Source organism: Pseudoalteromonas aliena, assembly GCF_038155085.1.
Taxonomy (GTDB): domain Bacteria; phylum Pseudomonadota; class Gammaproteobacteria; order Enterobacterales; family Alteromonadaceae; genus Pseudoalteromonas; species Pseudoalteromonas aliena_A.
Genome location: NZ_JBAKAU010000027.1, coordinates 1 through 15,851 on the forward strand (window position 1 = coordinate 1; position 15,851 = coordinate 15,851).

Here is a 15,851-nt window from a genome sequence, read left to right on the forward strand (position 1 = left end):
GCGACCTTGCCAAGGTCGAGGTCACGAGTTCGAGCCTCGTGTACCGCTCCAATTTTTTTATATCCTTTCAAAATTCTCTGTATTAAAAATCATAAATAAAATTATAATTTAAAATCTCTCTTATCTACTTTATTCTATGTGCAATATTCAGCATTAAAGTTTTGGTTGTTAGAAATTATTACTTCGCGCGCCTAAGATTTACGTCTATAGAGTGGCGTATTTTGAATCTATGAGGGTATGGCTGAAGAAAAACAGAGGTTAACATTTTAAACCGAGAAGCTTGTGTTAAAAAAGCTCCCCCTGGATAGTTGCTATAACTCGTCTAGAGCCACCAGAATCACGATGCTCACCTAAATAAACACCTTGCCATGTGCCTAGTGCTAAATAACCATTTGAAATAGGGACACTTAACTCGCAGCCTAACGTACTGGCTTTAATATGGGCAGGCATGTCGTCAGTACTCACTAGTTAGCTAAAAATGGACCGAGTAACTTACTGTTTTTTCTAATAGCTAAGCGATCAGGAAAGGTCCACCTTATCAGGAAAAAATGGACTAGGGACATTACACAGACTAAAAATTTTAGCGTTGATTATTTCATATTAAAGTTCACATGTAGGGATTACCCCTTGAACTCCCTCGCATAGATTGCCATAGCATGCATAAGTGTATCTCTTTCTTTAGCAAGCAGCTTAATTTCAGATTCTAGTTGACTACGAGAGGCATCATCTTTCTCAATATTTTTAATAGATTTAGTCTCATTTACCCATCTATGTAGAGTGCTTGTTGCAACACCGTAGTATGCAGCTACTTCTGCTACAGAATTACCATGCTCTACAACTTCCTGGACCAGTTTCTGTTTTTCTTTTTCGTTATATTGCTTATACATATGACTTTCAAACTAATACTTTAAAGTATGATGCTTAGTATTCCTAAGTATACATGTTACCATAAACCTTAGACAATCTAAGTATGATAGTGCTTGGTTATGAATAACAAATTTTGCAATTTTCAAATCCTTTTCCTGAACGCCTCAAAAGTGCTCGCACTAGAGCTAAGATCTCCCAAAAGGAGCTTGGCATTAGAATTGGCATGGAGCCGAGCTCGGCGAGCGGTAGAATGAATCACTACGAAAAGGGAAGGCATGTTCCAGATGTTGCAACGCTAAAGCGTTTGGCTGATGAGTTGAATGTTCCATTGAATTATTTTTTCTGTGAAACTGACTTAATGGCAGAATTGGTACTGCTCTTTGATTCCCTAAGTGAAGAGAAAAAACAAGAACTATTAAACAGGGTGAAGCAAGAAAGCTTTAAAAATTAAATGGAGCAGCAGTATGTCAAAATGGATTCAGAAAGAAATTACTTTGAAAGCTCAGCCAAGAGGTTTTCACTTAGTTACGGATGAAATCCTACAGCAATTAAGCGAAATTTCTTCAATTAAAATTGGTATGTGCAATTTATTTATCCAACATACATCAGCATCTCTGACAATAAACGAAAATGCAGATCCAACAGTTAGGCAGGACTTTGAAAGTTATTTTTCACATTGTGTACCTGAGGATGAGCCTTATTACCGGCATACATATGAAGGTAGCGATGATCTTCCTGCCCATATTAAAAGCAGTATATTGGGAGGGGCTATTAATATCCCAATTCAAAACGGAAAATTAAAGCTTGGCACGTGGCAAGGAATATTCCTTGGAGAGCATCGTAACTATGGTGGTAAGAGAAGAATAGTTGTTACAATTAATGGAGTGTAGGGTTGGATGTTTACAATTTAATACATTCCGTTATTAGACGTTATTTGAGCATTATTAAAGAGACGAGCTTGGGCGAAAACAGAGTGCTTAAGTCATCGAAGGCCATGAAATATAGTAGCTTTTCAATATTATACCTTTTAATTTTTGAAATTTTTAAATCTTTGATGGGAAGTAATTACTCTACGACTAACAGTGTTACTTTATAACCTCGTTTTTGAAAATAAGTTTGTTCTAGTATAGTTTCAGGTAAGTCATATTTGGGACTTGGGTTAAACCAGCATGTTGCTTTTGCTGTTGTAAATTGAGTAATTGTTTGTTCTGATAAATTAAGCGTTACAGCCTGACTTGAAGATGGCATTTGGCTGCCTTTCTTTAGTGATGAGTAATAAGGCAATCTTTTATGGTCTTTCCAACAGTACCTAACTACACCATTAAGTGAATAAACCAGAGCGAAGGGTTTTAAACCATATTTCGTACACTTATTTGCAGTTGCTTCTAAACTCATTTCAAAGTTATCAGCAACTTTTTCTAGGGAAGTTAAACATGGTTGCTTATCCCTATAAGCATTTTTAATTAATTTATCAGGTAAAAGTAATAACTGGGCAAATTCGTTAGCTTCTTTTTCAATACAATCTTTGGATGACAAAGATAAATCGGCTGAATCACAAGTTTGAATACCATTAATGCCATTATGATGCAATAAAAGGAAATGGCCAAGCTCATGCCCTATCGTGAACCTTTGTCGACCAACAGGTTTTTCATGGCTATTGTAGTAAATAACCCCTTCATTTTTACCTTCGTCGGTAACAAGCATCCCTTCAATATTTTCAGAGTTAAGGGTACCTATTTTCTTTATGCCCGCAGCTAAAGCTATTTCCTTTATTGGGATAGGTGGCTTTAAATTTGGGCATTGTTTAAATATTGCATCTACGAGTTCTTTTGGAGTAAAAGCGTCAGCCAGATCCATGGTGTTGAGTTTAAGCATTACTCTCCTTCTTTCTTATTTCCTATAAGCGATAAAGCCATATCTATGGCTTGCTCGATAATTTTCAGGTCTTCTTCTGATTTGTTATCAGCGTCTATTTTTCTAAATAATGCGATACCTTTTTGACCTTCCATTGGTGTATCTCCAACGCCAGCAAGAAAATCAATAGTCACATCATAATATTCCGCTAGCTGTTTTAAAAGATCTAATGAAGGATTTTTAGTTTTTCCTTTTTCTAACTCCCATACATGTGGTTTTGAAATTCCAATAGCGTCGGCAACAACTTGTAGTGAAACTTTCTTTTGAGCTCTTAGCTCTCTTAATTTGCTTGATAACGACATAACGCTCCCCATCCTTTTTTAAGCACGTATGATATATCTAACTCTAGCATAAAGATAGATCTTGACAAGATAAACTGTAATGATTAATCTAACTTTCGTTAGAAATATCTAACGGTTTTGATTGGTATTAATAAATGAGGTATGAATATGGCTAAAAATGGTGAACCAGGGGACAGCAGACGGCATGGTGCTGTAAAAAGTCGCTCACAAACTCAAACGCCTAGCGGACACTGGGTAAAACGAAATTCAATTACTGGTAGGTTCATGGATGTAAAAACTAGTGAGAAAACTCCATTTCGAGGAGTTACAAAAGAGAAGTAGGTATTAACGAAAAGCTAATACCTATGTTCAGTGGAACATGAAAATTTGGGTTTGCAGACCTAAATTTTTAGGCAGTATAACTGAGGTTACAGCCTCGTAGTTAAACTTTAACACCGTAAGAACGTGGCTAAGCATAACTATAGTTGTTCCATAATACAAGTAACCTTATTTGAAGACCATGTTGGTCAATATTATTAACTTTTATAGGAATGTTAAATCATGTCTAAATTTGAAATTTTTACTGGTACTGATAACCAGTTCTACTTCCGCCTTAAAGCTTCTAATTCAGAGATTATTCTGAAAAGCGAAGGCTACACCACCAAACAAAATTGTCATAATGGTATTGATTCAGTAAAGCTCAATGCACCAGCAGATCCAAACTATGACCGACTAACGTCTACTAATGATAAATACTACTTTAACCTCAAGTCTGCTCATAACCATCAAATAATTGGTACAAGCAGCGAAATGTACGAATCAGCACAAGGTCGTGATAAAGGTATTGAATCCGTCAAAAGTAATGCTCCTAAAGCAGATGTAGTTGATTTAACTTAAGCAGCATATAGCTAGAGCTTCGCTCTAGCTATTTCTATTGAGAGGTATGTATGTTTGAGCAATGGTTAAACAATAATTTTACTCACAGTCTACTACTATCACCTTTAATGGGAGTATTTTTTGGTGTCTTATTCGCAGGGTTAACAAAATCTGTGGACTACCAAACACCAAAAACAATTATAAAAACACGAGAAATTTATAAAGAACGCATTATTTATAGCGATCGTAGCCGAAGTAATACAAATAATGATGATGGCGGAATTTTAGTTTTTGCTGGAGTGGCCTTATTATTTATTATTTGGCAATACACCGTTTGGGCTACAGAGGTACACCAATATCTGAGCTTTACATTATTTGGGGTTTTAAGTTTTTGCATTACTACGGCACTTATCTCTCTATATAAAGGACATTTCACTAGTCAGGAGTGGTGGATTTATATTCTTTTTCCTTTAACTTTTTTGACCTTGTCAGTCTATTTGCTTGGAGAAGTGAAAAATCGATTTGATCCTGAATTAACTCCATTAGCTAAAGAAGCAGGCTTTTACAAATTCTACTTCAAATCACTCAGTGAGTATGGAAGAAAATTTATGATAACTCATGTATTAGGGGTCGCGTGCTTATTAGTTTTAATATTAATCACAACATTCATTGGCATACATTATTTAAGTCTAATGAATCAAAGATCTCTAGGTATAATGCAGGGATTTTGGTCTTTCATGGTCAGGATTACTGAAACCTTCTCTGGCAGAAAGGGAGTTGTCTTGAGCAGCTTCTTTGGCGCACTTTCATTCTTGCTAATAAATGAACATATCGCTCGATGGACTAGCTAATAAGGGTTAAAAAAATGAAAAATATAATAGCAAAAAATGCATTAGAAATTGAAATGGTAAATAAGTTACTGACCAAAGAAGTACCAACTTATCGTCAAGCATATAGCGATAGAACATCATGGCTTATGGCTTGTTTTTCTGAGTTAGCTTACTTAAGGTTTAATCCTCTTTTTACAAATGTTCAGCAAAAAAAATTAGTAGCTAAATATTTAGAGGAATTTACTGAAAAAGCAAAGAAACCTAGCCTGCTTAAATTACTTGATGTTGTTGGCTATGATCATGAAGCTGAGACGCAGCAGTTAATCACTGAATTGGGCTCTTTGAATGCAGAACTTATAAAAACGTTTGACTCTAATGGTACGCAAGCAATTTTAATATCAACGGATAAGTTTATTACTTTAGCCTTTAGAGGTACGGAAGCAACTAGTATTAAAGATATAAAGTCCGATGCTAAAGCAACAGTAATAAAATGTAATAGTGGTGGCAATATACATAGTGGTTTTAACTGTGCGTTTGACGAAGTAGCAATTGAAATTCAAAGAACTCTTGATCAAGAGGAACTTTCAAGCAAACCACTATTTATAACAGGTCATAGCCTAGGTGGCGCATTAGCTATAATTGCAGCTAAAAAAATAAAGCATGCTGGTGGGATAGCATCTTGCTATACGTATGGTTCCCCGCGAGTTGGAGATGAGAAATGGATATCAAATATTAAAGCTCCTATTTATCGTATTGTAAATGCAGCTGACTGCGTAACAATGATGCCCCCTGGTTCTGATGCCATTTCCGCAATAGGTTGGGTTTTAGGCTTAATACCACACATAGGTAAAAGCATTAGAAGTTTTCTTTTATCTAAATTTGGTGGCTATTTGCACGGTGGTAATATGCGTTACCTAACTAACTGTACGGGTGGTAATTACGATGCAGTAAACCTACTTTACTCAGTTAGCTTTTTTTATCGAATAAAAATGCTTTACGTTAAGGCATTGCCATGGTCTAAACCATTAGCAGATCATTCAATAAGTCTTTATCGTAAAAAATTAGCAATAGTGGCAATAAACAGAAACTAAAAAGGAGTTTAAATATGCGCAAGTACATCATGGTAGCCATTTGCTTAATATTAATATCAGGCTGCACAACTATTCCTACAGAAGCACCTAGCTTATCCAGTGAATTAGGAAAAAGAATATCTGCATTAGAAAGTGCCAATGTTACGTTACTAAACCGTTACTTTGATCAAAAAAGGCTCGAAGTAGATCGGTTTATTCAAGATGTATGGTTACCTGAATTTGCTAATGAATTTTTTCAAAAAACGTTTATGGTTAATGCATGGGATACTATTGTTTCAGAAGATGATAAACAGCAACGACTTATGTTTTTAATGAAAACAGGACCCAAACTACAAGAAGTTGTAAATCAAAAACGAATTGAATTAATCCAACCTCTCGATGAACTAGAAAGACATATTACACGAAGCATTAAAGCTGAGTATGAGCAAGCTAGAGCTATTAATAATAGCATTACTAGCTTTTTGCTTTCAGCGTCAGAATTAGCCGAGAATAGAGACCGATATTTAGAAATGATTGGTGTAACTGATGACAAACTATCAACGATTATCGATAAAACTGATAGTGCAGTATCTAGTCTGCTGGAAGATGGAAACAAAGCAAATGAAAAAATTAATTCAGCTGGTAAGTTTGTAAATAAAATTAAAGATATTAAAGAATCAATTAAATAAAGGAGGCTCTTATGCCTATTAAATGGGAAGAATTTGACGAAAACTTAGATTTAGCTATCGCCGAATCAATTGATACTGTTGATAACAAACTAGCATCGCATATTTCATCTATTACGAGATTAACTGATGATGAAATTAATGAGCTATTTCCTGAACCAGCGGATCTTAAAAAATTAGCTAATTTATTAAAAATAGTAAAATCGGCTGATAATAAAAATAGAAAAGTTAACGCAATAATTAACAACTCAGAAGAGTTTGCTGATGTTGTTCTTACGCTATTAACAAAGTTGACATGATTTAAGTTTTGTTACTCGTGGCTAGAGAGCTGTTGCAGCTTTTTGAAACGTATGTCTGGGGAAGCATTAGATGTAGTAGCTAATATCTAATCTTACAGTTTCGATGAATCAGTTTGGACTTCATCTGACAAGCAGTTATCAGCCTTGCTAATTTGGCAATTCATTAATTACGTCAAGTATGACTGAAGCCGCTGAGTAGTATATCTAGTGTTGGTGGTACCGAGCAGTGTTATGCCTGCCCTAACTTTCCTTTTTCTTGTTGTTTCCAGTGTAAGCTACTTCATGATATGAAATAATACTTATATTGTTGCTTGAACGAGAACTCTATGAACAGACAGCTCGAAGTTGCTCATCGCTCTTCTGTTGAAAAAGATTTGCAGGCGCTTTTAATTGGTCAATCTCTTGGTGAGTATAACTGTGTTGAGGTCACAGAAATATTTGCGATAACTGAAAATGAAGCGCCGCCAACGAACATTTTTACTATTATGGTCGCAGAGAGTAGAGAATCAAAAAATTTAACTCTAGATGAATATGTTTTTGTAAACGATAAACCAATAAAGGTTTCTATTTTGAACTCTTGGATAATTGGAATCAAAACATATTTAGTTTCTATTAATAAAGCTATTGAGATGTTTGCTACTGCGGAAAGCGATAATAATTGGGATAGCTGTGGTCAAAAGGTAAAAACACCTGAGTATGGTTATAAAAAAAGAACTTTCACTCCACCAGACTCTTTTGAGGCTGTGCCATTAAACTCTGTATTAAAGAATAATTTTAACAATGGTTCTTATGTCGTTGAGCTTATAAATCAACATAAGACTGAACTATCGATATTTTTTGAAAAAACAACACTATTACAAGAGCTTGCTGACGGGCTTTTAAAGTACCTACCAATAGATATATCATCGTTATCTGACAGATTAGGGAATGTAATATTTCAAATTCCAGTAAAGGCGATACAAACGAGAACTACACTTTTATCTAATCGCAAGTCAATTGAGTGCAAAATAGCATGGCATTCAAATATACAGCCTAGAGACCTGATGATATGTGGTTATAAAGAGGATGATGATTTCAACAAGGACGATTTTCATATAGTACATTACTCAAAAACATCTGAATCTGTCACGATACCATTCAATCATAAAGGGGCTTACAGGCTAACAATATGGGATGTAGAAAGTGAACTAACACTTAATTCATTAGCACCATCTTCCTTTATTACAACAACTGCTTTCTCATCAAATGTTATGGCACATGAACAAAGAGAGCTATATCACAATGATGGTAGTCGTTCTTCCGTTCCATTGATTATTCATTCGGGGACAAGTACTGTTGGAGATAAGCCGCGAAAAAATACTGATTGGAGTAAAGTTAGAATTTACGAAAATAACAGAGGCAAGTTAAGAGAAAGCCTAGAGTTTGTTCAATATAATCCAAAAGGTAAAAATAAAGAAATTGAACACGAGAAAGCACTGTTAGATATAAGGTCATTAATTAATCTGTATGGTGAGAATGGGGTTTATCTTTGGGACCCATATCTATCACCAAATGATATAATAAAGACACTTTTTCATTCTCGATTTACTAACTCTTCACTGAAAGCAATTAGTTCTCTAAAAGAACCTCCAATAGAAAATAAAAATAATATTAATTCTATTTTTGATAATTATAAAATTGAACTCGAATCTTATCCCCCAGAGATGAAAATAGGAATTGACCTACAATTCAGAAGTCCAAGAAACAATAACGGGTGGAAATTTCACGACAGGTTTTTAATTTTTCCTGATTTTAATAAATTACCAATGGCATGGTCATTAGGCACTTCGGTTAATAGTTTCGGTCAAGAACATCATATATTACAAAAGTGTGGTGATGCTAGATTGATTTTGGATGCCTTCAATGAACTATGGGCTGAGATTGACAAAGATGAATGTTTAGTTTGGGGTTCAAAATGACTACAAGCACAACAACTGGATTAGATATCCAGTTGAATGAACTATTTCAGGATGCAGTTAAGTTATCCCAAAGTGACAAGGTTTGGGATTTGTATAGAAAAGCGGAGGCTATTCCAGGTTTAGGTTTTATTTTAAAAAACAAAGAGTTACAAATCTCAGTGTTAAGCCGGGATGCGATGACAGTAATGAAATGGTTAAATCATAAAGTAAAAACCTTAAACAAGTTCGACTTAGACACAGTAAAAGGTATATTTTTTTTTGTTGGGTTAGTGTCAAATCATTCTGACTTTTGGTCTTCTTTAAGAAGTGATGGTGATAAATTACCCAAGCAATTAGTTGATTGTTCAAGGTTCATTATTGGCAACTTTTCAAGCGTTATACATTTTGATTTCAGTACGAGTTATCATGAAGAAAAAAGAAAAGAACATCTTAGAAAGATAGTTTCTGACAATGACTGGTCGAAAATATATGACGAGTATCATCGTAGTCATGAGAATTTTGAGCACAGTATTTGTTATAGTTTAAAGAGCGCATTTACTTTATTGTACTATTTTGATGAAAAATCTCTCATGTCTATTTTAGATGTTAAGAGAGATATTCCCTTTATGTGGGGGATGATGGCTCTTATGGGTAAATCTAAGGCTATGACTATTGCATTAGACACTTCCAACCAAACATTAAAGTTTTGTGCTATTTCATCGGTACTTCCATTTTCAGGAAAAGACTCACTTAGTGAATCCGAGAGTGAAAAATTAACTAAAGTATTCTTGAACATTATGAAGGATGAAAAATTGTGGCTGCATTGGATGAGGATTTTAAACACCTATCCGTCACGTTATCCCCACATACAATTGAGCCTTGGTAAAGCTCTGGCTCAAACTACTTCTGAAAATGCTGTACAATCCTATTTTAAAGCAATTCATCTCTACATGGTTGATTTTCACGATATTGGCAGAAAGTCCGTATCGGAATGCCTTGAGTCGTTTTCTCAATTAGCCAATGAGGAAAAGCAAAAATTAACTTGGGATTTCGCCTTTAGAATTTGGGATAACTGGGATTTTGGTGTTAGAGATAAAGATGGTCATTTATTTGAAATTAAAGCTAGTGCTTTAGACTATGCAATAACAAGATATTATTTAGACTGTTGTGATTCTAAACAGCGAAAAGCTCTTATCGAAGAACTCTTTGGGAAGCTAAACAATATTGATAACATTTGGCATCAAACATCATCTAAACGTATTACTTACTGGTATCTTCACCATGCTAAGTTTCAGCCGCTACATCATGCAGAGGAAGTGAGCCGAAACAAAAACTTACCGTGCCTAATGCAAGGTGTATTTTATCAGAATCAGTATGAAAACTATATCCAGTATATGATTAATTAGTTATTAAATGTATTAGTTGTACCAGTTCAGACTAACCTTTAGTCGCTAATTTTTTTGTTTATAAAGTTTAATAGCATGAGGTTTTCATTCAGCACAACTTCGTACTTTTCTCTATATTCTTTCGTTCTTTGTTTTTCTCTTAAAAGCTTAAGTTCCAGCTCATGTATTTTCGATGACTTGGTTTCTTTAGCTTGCTCTATTTCTTCTATAAGAGCTTTAAAAACTGGCCGTGATCTTTTTACTGACCCTTTCTTTCTTCCAGCTTCCAACGCTACAGAATCATTTGTAATTTTAGTACCTCTAGGTACGTTGGTTGGGGAACCGTTCTTAAGGCGTTCTAACGCTTCAAAATACTCTAAAAGACTACTCATTTCGCTCCCTTATATTTTTTTGCATACGTTTTAAGTCTTGCAGCTGCTCGTTTTCAAATTTATGTTCTACGGAAGGTGGTTCTAGTTTTCGAACAAAGTTTTCCATTGAAGCAATAACTTGATTTAACTTACTTGGCTTAATAATCGCTTTTTCACAATCTATACACGCTGATATTGCTCTCAGCGCTTTCTTATTACATGGTTCACTTGAAAGGCATGCTCCAAGAGGCGTTTCTGAATATGCAATTTCGCCATTTCTAAATTTTTTAGTCATATCTTCTCGAACGACTAACCTTTCTTTTGTGTTAGTTAGAGGTTTAGTATATCTCTCTATATATCGTCCACCTGCACCATTAAGTGGCTCATCGGACTCCAAAATTGATTTAATGAAAGCAAGAGTGTCTGCAACAGGTTTTGCTTTGTCTAATTCAGCGATAAAGTGTTCTTTATCGTTTTGCATAAAAAAGTTTAATTGTGTTCCTGAGCCTTTAGCATAATAAAGGGACATTTGATTAGTGACGTGTTTGAGTTGCTGTTTTAAAGATGGTAAAGAGACTAACCCTGACTGTGCTACATAAAATGCTAATGAACGCCGAAATTGATGATTCGCTATAGGCCAAGGTTTACCTATTTTAAATCTTTCTTCATCGTCCCATTTGCGTTCGGGGCATAGCATCCTAAGTTCATCTAGATCCGTTTCAACTATAAGGGTTTCACTTTCAAACAATTTTAATAGTTTGTTGTTATCAAAGTTCACAAAAAAGGAACTGATTGATTCTGGAGCAGGCTTAAAGCTGGCTTTTGCTATGTGTGAGACATTCGTAAATAAATAGAATTGTTTGTGGTCGGTAATATTGTTAGCTCTAGCAATACTAGCTACTATGTTTTGACACAGCTTTATACTAGGTACTGCCTCAGGAGCAATAATCCACCTACAAATCTTTTTTGATTTAGTTAGTTTCGTGGTAATACCTTCTAAATAGTACAATGGTTTTCCATGCGAATTATCGTATTTCAAACAATCAAATTTAAGGCTTAGTACTTCACTGCGCCTCATTCCTGAGTATACATGGATTTGCAATCTAACAAGGTTTTGTACCATCTTTAAGAATGAAGGAAAGTTCGCCATAGATCTTACTTCGTATAGTTTAAATAATAATGTTAGGCCTAATTCATTTATAGCTTCAGGAAAAAAGGTATTGTAGTTTCCCCGTTGTTTTAAATTTATATAAGTTCGAAAATTTCGTTGTGATGAAGGGGATCGAGCGTAGGTTTTATCTTTTTGAATTTGTTCTAAAAAATCAGTTAATGCTTGCTCATTAGCTAGAATGGGTGCCAGACAATTTTTTAATACATTGATTATCGAAGAATAAATTCTTGTTGGAATTACAGGTGTTTGATCATATGCGAATTGAGTGCTTGATACGTAATGTGTCAAAGAGTAAATAAAGCTTTTATCGAGTGAAGCTATTCCAGTTTTATCTTTACCTAAAATGAGTAAATAACTTAAAAGCGAAGGAAGTATCCTAATAACTTTTTTAGGAAGGTGTTTGACTTGGGAGTTAATAAGCTCTTGAGACTGAATAAAATCTTTTAATGAGTACTTTTTTTTAGCAATCTTTTTAAGTATATGACGAATCATTATAGAGTAAGATATTATAGTACCTACGGATTTTGCGTTTTCGTGACCACTATATGGAGTTAGATAAATAAGAATGAATATCAACCATTTATAACACTCAACATTTTTCTCATTGTTTATATTTGAAGATGAGTACCATGTGTGGAAGTGAATTCGGCTACAACCAGTTATCGTTAACTTATATGGGGATAAGTCCCAAGTATCATCACCATATATCGATATTGCCTCTCCATAATTATTGCGGCTGATGACAAAGTCATTGTTAGGATAAATAAACTTATTGTCTGAAACGTTTGGTATGTATTGATCGGGAGCAGTTCCTTCCTGATAAATTCCGGAATCATAAGCAATCATTACAATACACCAATATCAACTAGTAAATTTAGTTTGTTTTGCCAGTAGGGGGAAAGCTCTTCCTGTTCGACTTTATTTTTAATGAACTCTACATCAGTCTGACTTATCTTATGTGATTTGAGAGTGCTCATTATTAACTGGTCAATTCTTAATAAAGTTTCGGCAAATAAATTATTAAAGTGCTCTAAAGAGTGCGCTAAATGCTGTGTTTCTAATATTATGTATTTCATACTGAGTACCTTCCAAATATCGTCTCTATCTGCATGGAAAGCGTATTTTTCACAAAACAAGCAATGCTCATAAGTATTGCAGTTTGGTGATATTGTTGGGTGCTTAGATGAAGGCTTGCCCAAATCTATGCAACTTCCAATAGGGGTGTTTTTATATGACTTATTGGAGCGTTGTTCTAATCTGTCAAAAAAGTTGTAAAACTCCGTGGTGGCTATTTTGAGAGAAATATTTCCATAAGACCTTTTTAAGGTCATTGTAGTATTCTGAAGTAGCTCTGACGTTAATTTAATATCCCCTTTTGTTTGTTCCATTATTTTAACGGCTTTATAGGCTCTCCATTCTCTAGGGGTTATGGGTTTTTGACTAATTAACTTACTAAGGTGGGTTCTCGTTAACTGGGTTAGGTAATCGCGACGTAGTGCTTGAACAATAAACTTTCCGTTATGATGACTGACAAAAAGTTTTGGGTATTTTTCATTGTTTAGAATAAACCTTCTCAGCTTCAAGAACAGTTTGAATGTGTTAATGAATGTTGCTGTTATTTGAAACTGTTGTAACTTTCCATTGGCTCTATATTTTATGACTTTAAGCCCCTGAACTTCCGTACTCGTTTCAAAATTATTACTCCAATCCATTTCGAATACTTGTCTCGAATTCATCCCTGTATTTGCTAAAAATAGGTTATAAAATGCTGCCTGGGCGTAGTTGAAAAGAAAAATTCGTATATTGTGTCTGGGGTTCGAATTTACTTGTTGTTGTAATTTAAGCGCATTTTTTACTCCGCTTCTTGCAAAATCAAGGCATCTTTCTCCGGAATAAAAATTTTTAATTTCCTCTGCTTTGTGAATGCGTCCATTCTTATAATCTAAAGCTCTGTATTGCCAAGCCCACTCGCTTCTCTTAGATAGTATTTCTGGTGTTGCAAAAGTTTTTTTCTGTGGCATTAACCATATTGATTGGTGATGCATTTGAAGTAGAAATGGTAGGGGTTTAAAATTGGTTAATAGATCTGTGATTTGAAAAAAAATCTGGTTATAGCACTTTAATTGGTGCTCTGCTTCCGTATCTAGTGGTGCAACCGCAGAGTTGACACTACTCATGTTCTTCTTAAGTAAGGATATTCCCTCAATTAGTTTTGCTTGATCAATATCTAGTCCCAATGCTAGCCATTTTATACTGTAATTTTGGTTGCTTACTGCTGTTATGATGGATAGAGATTGCTCACGTACTTGTTGTTTAAGTGTTTGAATGTAAGAGATTACAGTTTCTCTTGCAGTTAGGGAACAACCGAAGACATTCATTTTGTGGTTTTTATCGCACCATAACAAAAAACGCTCAAAAGTTATTAATTCTAAAAGCATCGAAGATTCAGCCTTTCCAGTAGAAAGCTCTAACAGAATGCTGTAGAGAATATTCGTGATAGCTGATTTTCTGTGCTCTGATAAGCTACTAAGTTGAACAAATCTTTGTGAGTTACGACCGCTTTTTCTTTTGAGGTAACACCATGAACCAATATCAAAAGGAGTACTGCGAGTATTGAACTTGATTGCTAACAAAGAGGTATCAATAAGTTCAAGTTTATTGATTGAAATTTGTTCCAATAATGAGTCGATTCCAACAGAAATTAATTTCCTACTAGTCAGCTTTTGATCAGTCATCTATGAGTCCTTTCAAAAATAACTCATATTCACTTTGAGTTTTTACAATTAGCTTATTGTGAACTCGGTAATTTAAATAGCCCTCAGTTGTTTCCAGTCTGCTATGTGCCATTCGTTCTTTTACTAACATAAGTAAATCAAGCCTTGATATTTCACCACAATCTAATCTACTTAAAAATTCCTCAACTAGGTTCAAGCCAAATGTTGCCCTTAGGTCATGAAATCGAAAAGAAAATTTATTTGCTAATTGTTTAGACAATGAGGTCTTAATGAACTGACGAATAGCGTCTCCTTTGGGTGGTTGATTATAATTTGTGATTTTTGGATCCTTTCCTGAAACGTAATATGGTTTTCCTGTTTTCGTTAAAAATATATATTGTGACTGAAAATCATCTTGGTAATGCTTAGATAGGCTACGCCTATTTTTAGCCCTAATTGAATTTGCATATACTTTTAGTTTGATTACTACCCATTCTGGTATCACAAGAGTTATTGGCTTATTCAGTTTTGTATCTATTAACGTATTTCCTCCCGTATGAACAACAAAGAGTCCTGTGTGATATTGGTGAGAGTTAAGGATATTAAGTCTTAGTGTACACACAGTCTGAATTCTAGCCCCTGATGTTAATGCGATTAAGAACATTAAAGTCATCTCTATATTGCCTATTGCTTTTAAGGCAATAGCCAACTGTTGCTGCTCGCTTTTGTTTAAAGGTTTTAATTTTCCTCCATCGTTGATCCCTTCAGTATATTTTGGGGGTAAAAGTTTTAAGGACAAATCTGTTTGTTTAATTGATTTAGATTGGGTGAATCCATACTCATCTTGAAAAGAAATAAACCTTTCTGATTCACTCCATGCGGGGTATTTGATATTAAATGATGTTTGGTGCTGTAGCCAACGGTAAAATCCAACAATACTACTTATTTTTCTTTTTGCCGTGTTAACAGATATTTGGCCTTCTCTAACTTGGGTAACTAAATATGCTCGGTACAAATAAGTAGGACGATTTAGTTTTCGTTTAGGGAAATGGTCATATTCAATATCTTTTTGAGTTAGAAACCGTTTGAATACGACTAAATCGTTTGCGATTGATTCAAGAGTTTTTGCATTTGGTATGTTGATGTTTTCGAGTTTACTTAACAAATAAAGGTTAGCGGGGGGCCAAGGAATTCCTTTATCATCAATCACAGCAGGGAAGTGAGAGTATTGCTCAATTGGAAAATCTATCGGAGTAGTTTTGTGTAGTACAGCTTCTCTATTTGCATTAAAACAAATATTAGGGGCAAACAACTCTAGATTTCTGATCAGATACTTTGCAATATCGGGCATCATAAGCCCACAATTTGAATGAATAGTGGACTAAGTTTAGCCGTATCTTAAGGATTGTCCACTTTAGATAAATACAGTTAATTTATGCTTAGTTGTAAC

At 34.7% G+C, this 15,851-nt stretch carries 16 protein-coding genes and 1 pseudogene; 9 read left to right on the plus strand and 8 right to left on the minus strand.

The annotated features are described in order from the left end of the window. Nucleotides 1-285 precede the first annotated feature (285 nt). A pseudogene (locus V6260_RS17320) lies at nucleotides 286-456 on the minus strand (YjbQ family protein); the annotation flags it as partial. Nucleotides 457-620: 164 nt separating this feature from the next. Continuing rightward, on the minus strand, nucleotides 621-887 hold the full coding sequence (locus V6260_RS17325) for a transposase (protein WP_341595388.1): 267 nt from the start codon (nucleotides 885-887) through the stop codon (nucleotides 621-623). 113 nt (nucleotides 888-1,000) lie between these two features. Here V6260_RS17325 and V6260_RS17330 point away from each other — a divergent pair, with 113 nt between their 5' ends. Both V6260_RS17330 and V6260_RS17335 read left to right on the plus strand, forming a co-directional pair. Beyond that, nucleotides 1,001-1,318 carry a helix-turn-helix transcriptional regulator gene (locus V6260_RS17330; RefSeq protein WP_341595389.1) on the plus strand — a complete coding sequence of 106 codons (318 nt, stop codon included), beginning with the start codon at nucleotides 1,001-1,003 and terminating at the stop codon, nucleotides 1,316-1,318. Nucleotides 1,319-1,331: 13 nt separating this feature from the next. Continuing rightward, nucleotides 1,332-1,757, plus strand: coding sequence for a secondary thiamine-phosphate synthase enzyme YjbQ (locus V6260_RS17335; RefSeq protein WP_341595390.1), 426 nt, complete (start codon nucleotides 1,332-1,334; stop codon nucleotides 1,755-1,757). 175 nt (nucleotides 1,758-1,932) lie between these two features. Here the strand turns inward: V6260_RS17335 and V6260_RS17340 are convergent, their stop codons facing one another. Then, nucleotides 1,933-2,742: an ImmA/IrrE family metallo-endopeptidase gene (locus V6260_RS17340; RefSeq protein ID WP_341595391.1), complete on the minus strand. Its 810-nt coding sequence runs from the start codon at nucleotides 2,740-2,742 to the stop codon at nucleotides 1,933-1,935. Then, complete coding sequence (locus tag V6260_RS17345) at nucleotides 2,742-3,083, minus strand: helix-turn-helix transcriptional regulator (RefSeq protein WP_341595392.1); 342 nt, start codon at nucleotides 3,081-3,083, stop codon at nucleotides 2,742-2,744. The genes V6260_RS17340 and V6260_RS17345 overlap by 1 nt, the downstream gene beginning before the upstream one ends. Nucleotides 3,084-3,623: 540 nt before the next feature. Between V6260_RS17345 and V6260_RS17350 the strand changes: the two genes are divergently transcribed. From V6260_RS17350 to V6260_RS17380, 7 genes are all read left to right on the plus strand, one after another. Continuing rightward, nucleotides 3,624-3,959 (plus strand): YegP family protein, encoded by a 336-nt coding sequence (locus V6260_RS17350; RefSeq protein WP_341595393.1) that lies wholly within the window; start codon nucleotides 3,624-3,626, stop codon nucleotides 3,957-3,959. 50 nt (nucleotides 3,960-4,009) lie between these two features. After that, the gene (locus V6260_RS17355) at nucleotides 4,010-4,789 is read left to right on the plus strand and encodes a hypothetical protein (RefSeq protein ID WP_341595394.1); all 780 of its coding nucleotides are present in this window, start codon (nucleotides 4,010-4,012) and stop codon (nucleotides 4,787-4,789) included. Nucleotides 4,790-4,803: 14 nt separating this feature from the next. After that, nucleotides 4,804-5,859: a lipase family protein gene (locus V6260_RS17360; protein WP_341595395.1), complete on the plus strand. Its 1,056-nt coding sequence runs from the start codon at nucleotides 4,804-4,806 to the stop codon at nucleotides 5,857-5,859. 14 nt (nucleotides 5,860-5,873) lie between these two features. After that, nucleotides 5,874-6,527: a hypothetical protein gene (locus tag V6260_RS17365; RefSeq protein ID WP_341595396.1), complete on the plus strand. Its 654-nt coding sequence runs from the start codon at nucleotides 5,874-5,876 to the stop codon at nucleotides 6,525-6,527. Nucleotides 6,528-6,538: 11 nt separating this feature from the next. After that, nucleotides 6,539-6,823 carry a hypothetical protein gene (locus V6260_RS17370; RefSeq protein WP_341595397.1) on the plus strand — a complete coding sequence of 95 codons (285 nt, stop codon included), beginning with the start codon at nucleotides 6,539-6,541 and terminating at the stop codon, nucleotides 6,821-6,823. Between the two features lie 326 nt (nucleotides 6,824-7,149). Next, complete coding sequence (locus tag V6260_RS17375; protein WP_341595398.1) at nucleotides 7,150-8,781, plus strand: VPA1262 family N-terminal domain-containing protein; 1,632 nt, start codon at nucleotides 7,150-7,152, stop codon at nucleotides 8,779-8,781. After that, entirely contained in the window at nucleotides 8,778-10,166 is a 1,389-nt protein-coding gene (locus tag V6260_RS17380; protein WP_341595399.1) for a hypothetical protein, read from the plus strand. The genes V6260_RS17375 and V6260_RS17380 overlap by 4 nt, the downstream gene beginning before the upstream one ends. 38 nt (nucleotides 10,167-10,204) lie before the next feature. On the opposite strand, the gene V6260_RS17385 is transcribed toward V6260_RS17380, so the two are convergent. Genes V6260_RS17385 through V6260_RS17400 form a run of 4 tightly spaced genes read right to left on the minus strand, consistent with a single transcriptional unit; the run spans nucleotide 10,205 to nucleotide 15,755 of the window. Next, entirely contained in the window at nucleotides 10,205-10,537 is a 333-nt protein-coding gene (locus tag V6260_RS17385; RefSeq protein WP_341595400.1) for a hypothetical protein, read from the minus strand. Continuing rightward, complete coding sequence (locus tag V6260_RS17390) at nucleotides 10,530-12,533, minus strand: hypothetical protein (RefSeq protein ID WP_341595401.1); 2,004 nt, start codon at nucleotides 12,531-12,533, stop codon at nucleotides 10,530-10,532. Before V6260_RS17390 ends, V6260_RS17385 begins: the two co-directional genes overlap by 8 nt. Further along, nucleotides 12,533-14,422: a hypothetical protein gene (locus V6260_RS17395; protein ID WP_341595402.1), complete on the minus strand. Its 1,890-nt coding sequence runs from the start codon at nucleotides 14,420-14,422 to the stop codon at nucleotides 12,533-12,535. The genes V6260_RS17390 and V6260_RS17395 overlap by 1 nt, the downstream gene beginning before the upstream one ends. Then, a complete protein-coding gene (locus V6260_RS17400; protein ID WP_341595403.1) occupies nucleotides 14,415-15,755 on the minus strand; it encodes a site-specific integrase in 1,341 nt (446 codons plus the stop codon). Before V6260_RS17400 ends, V6260_RS17395 begins: the two co-directional genes overlap by 8 nt. Nucleotides 15,756-15,851 lie beyond the last annotated feature (96 nt).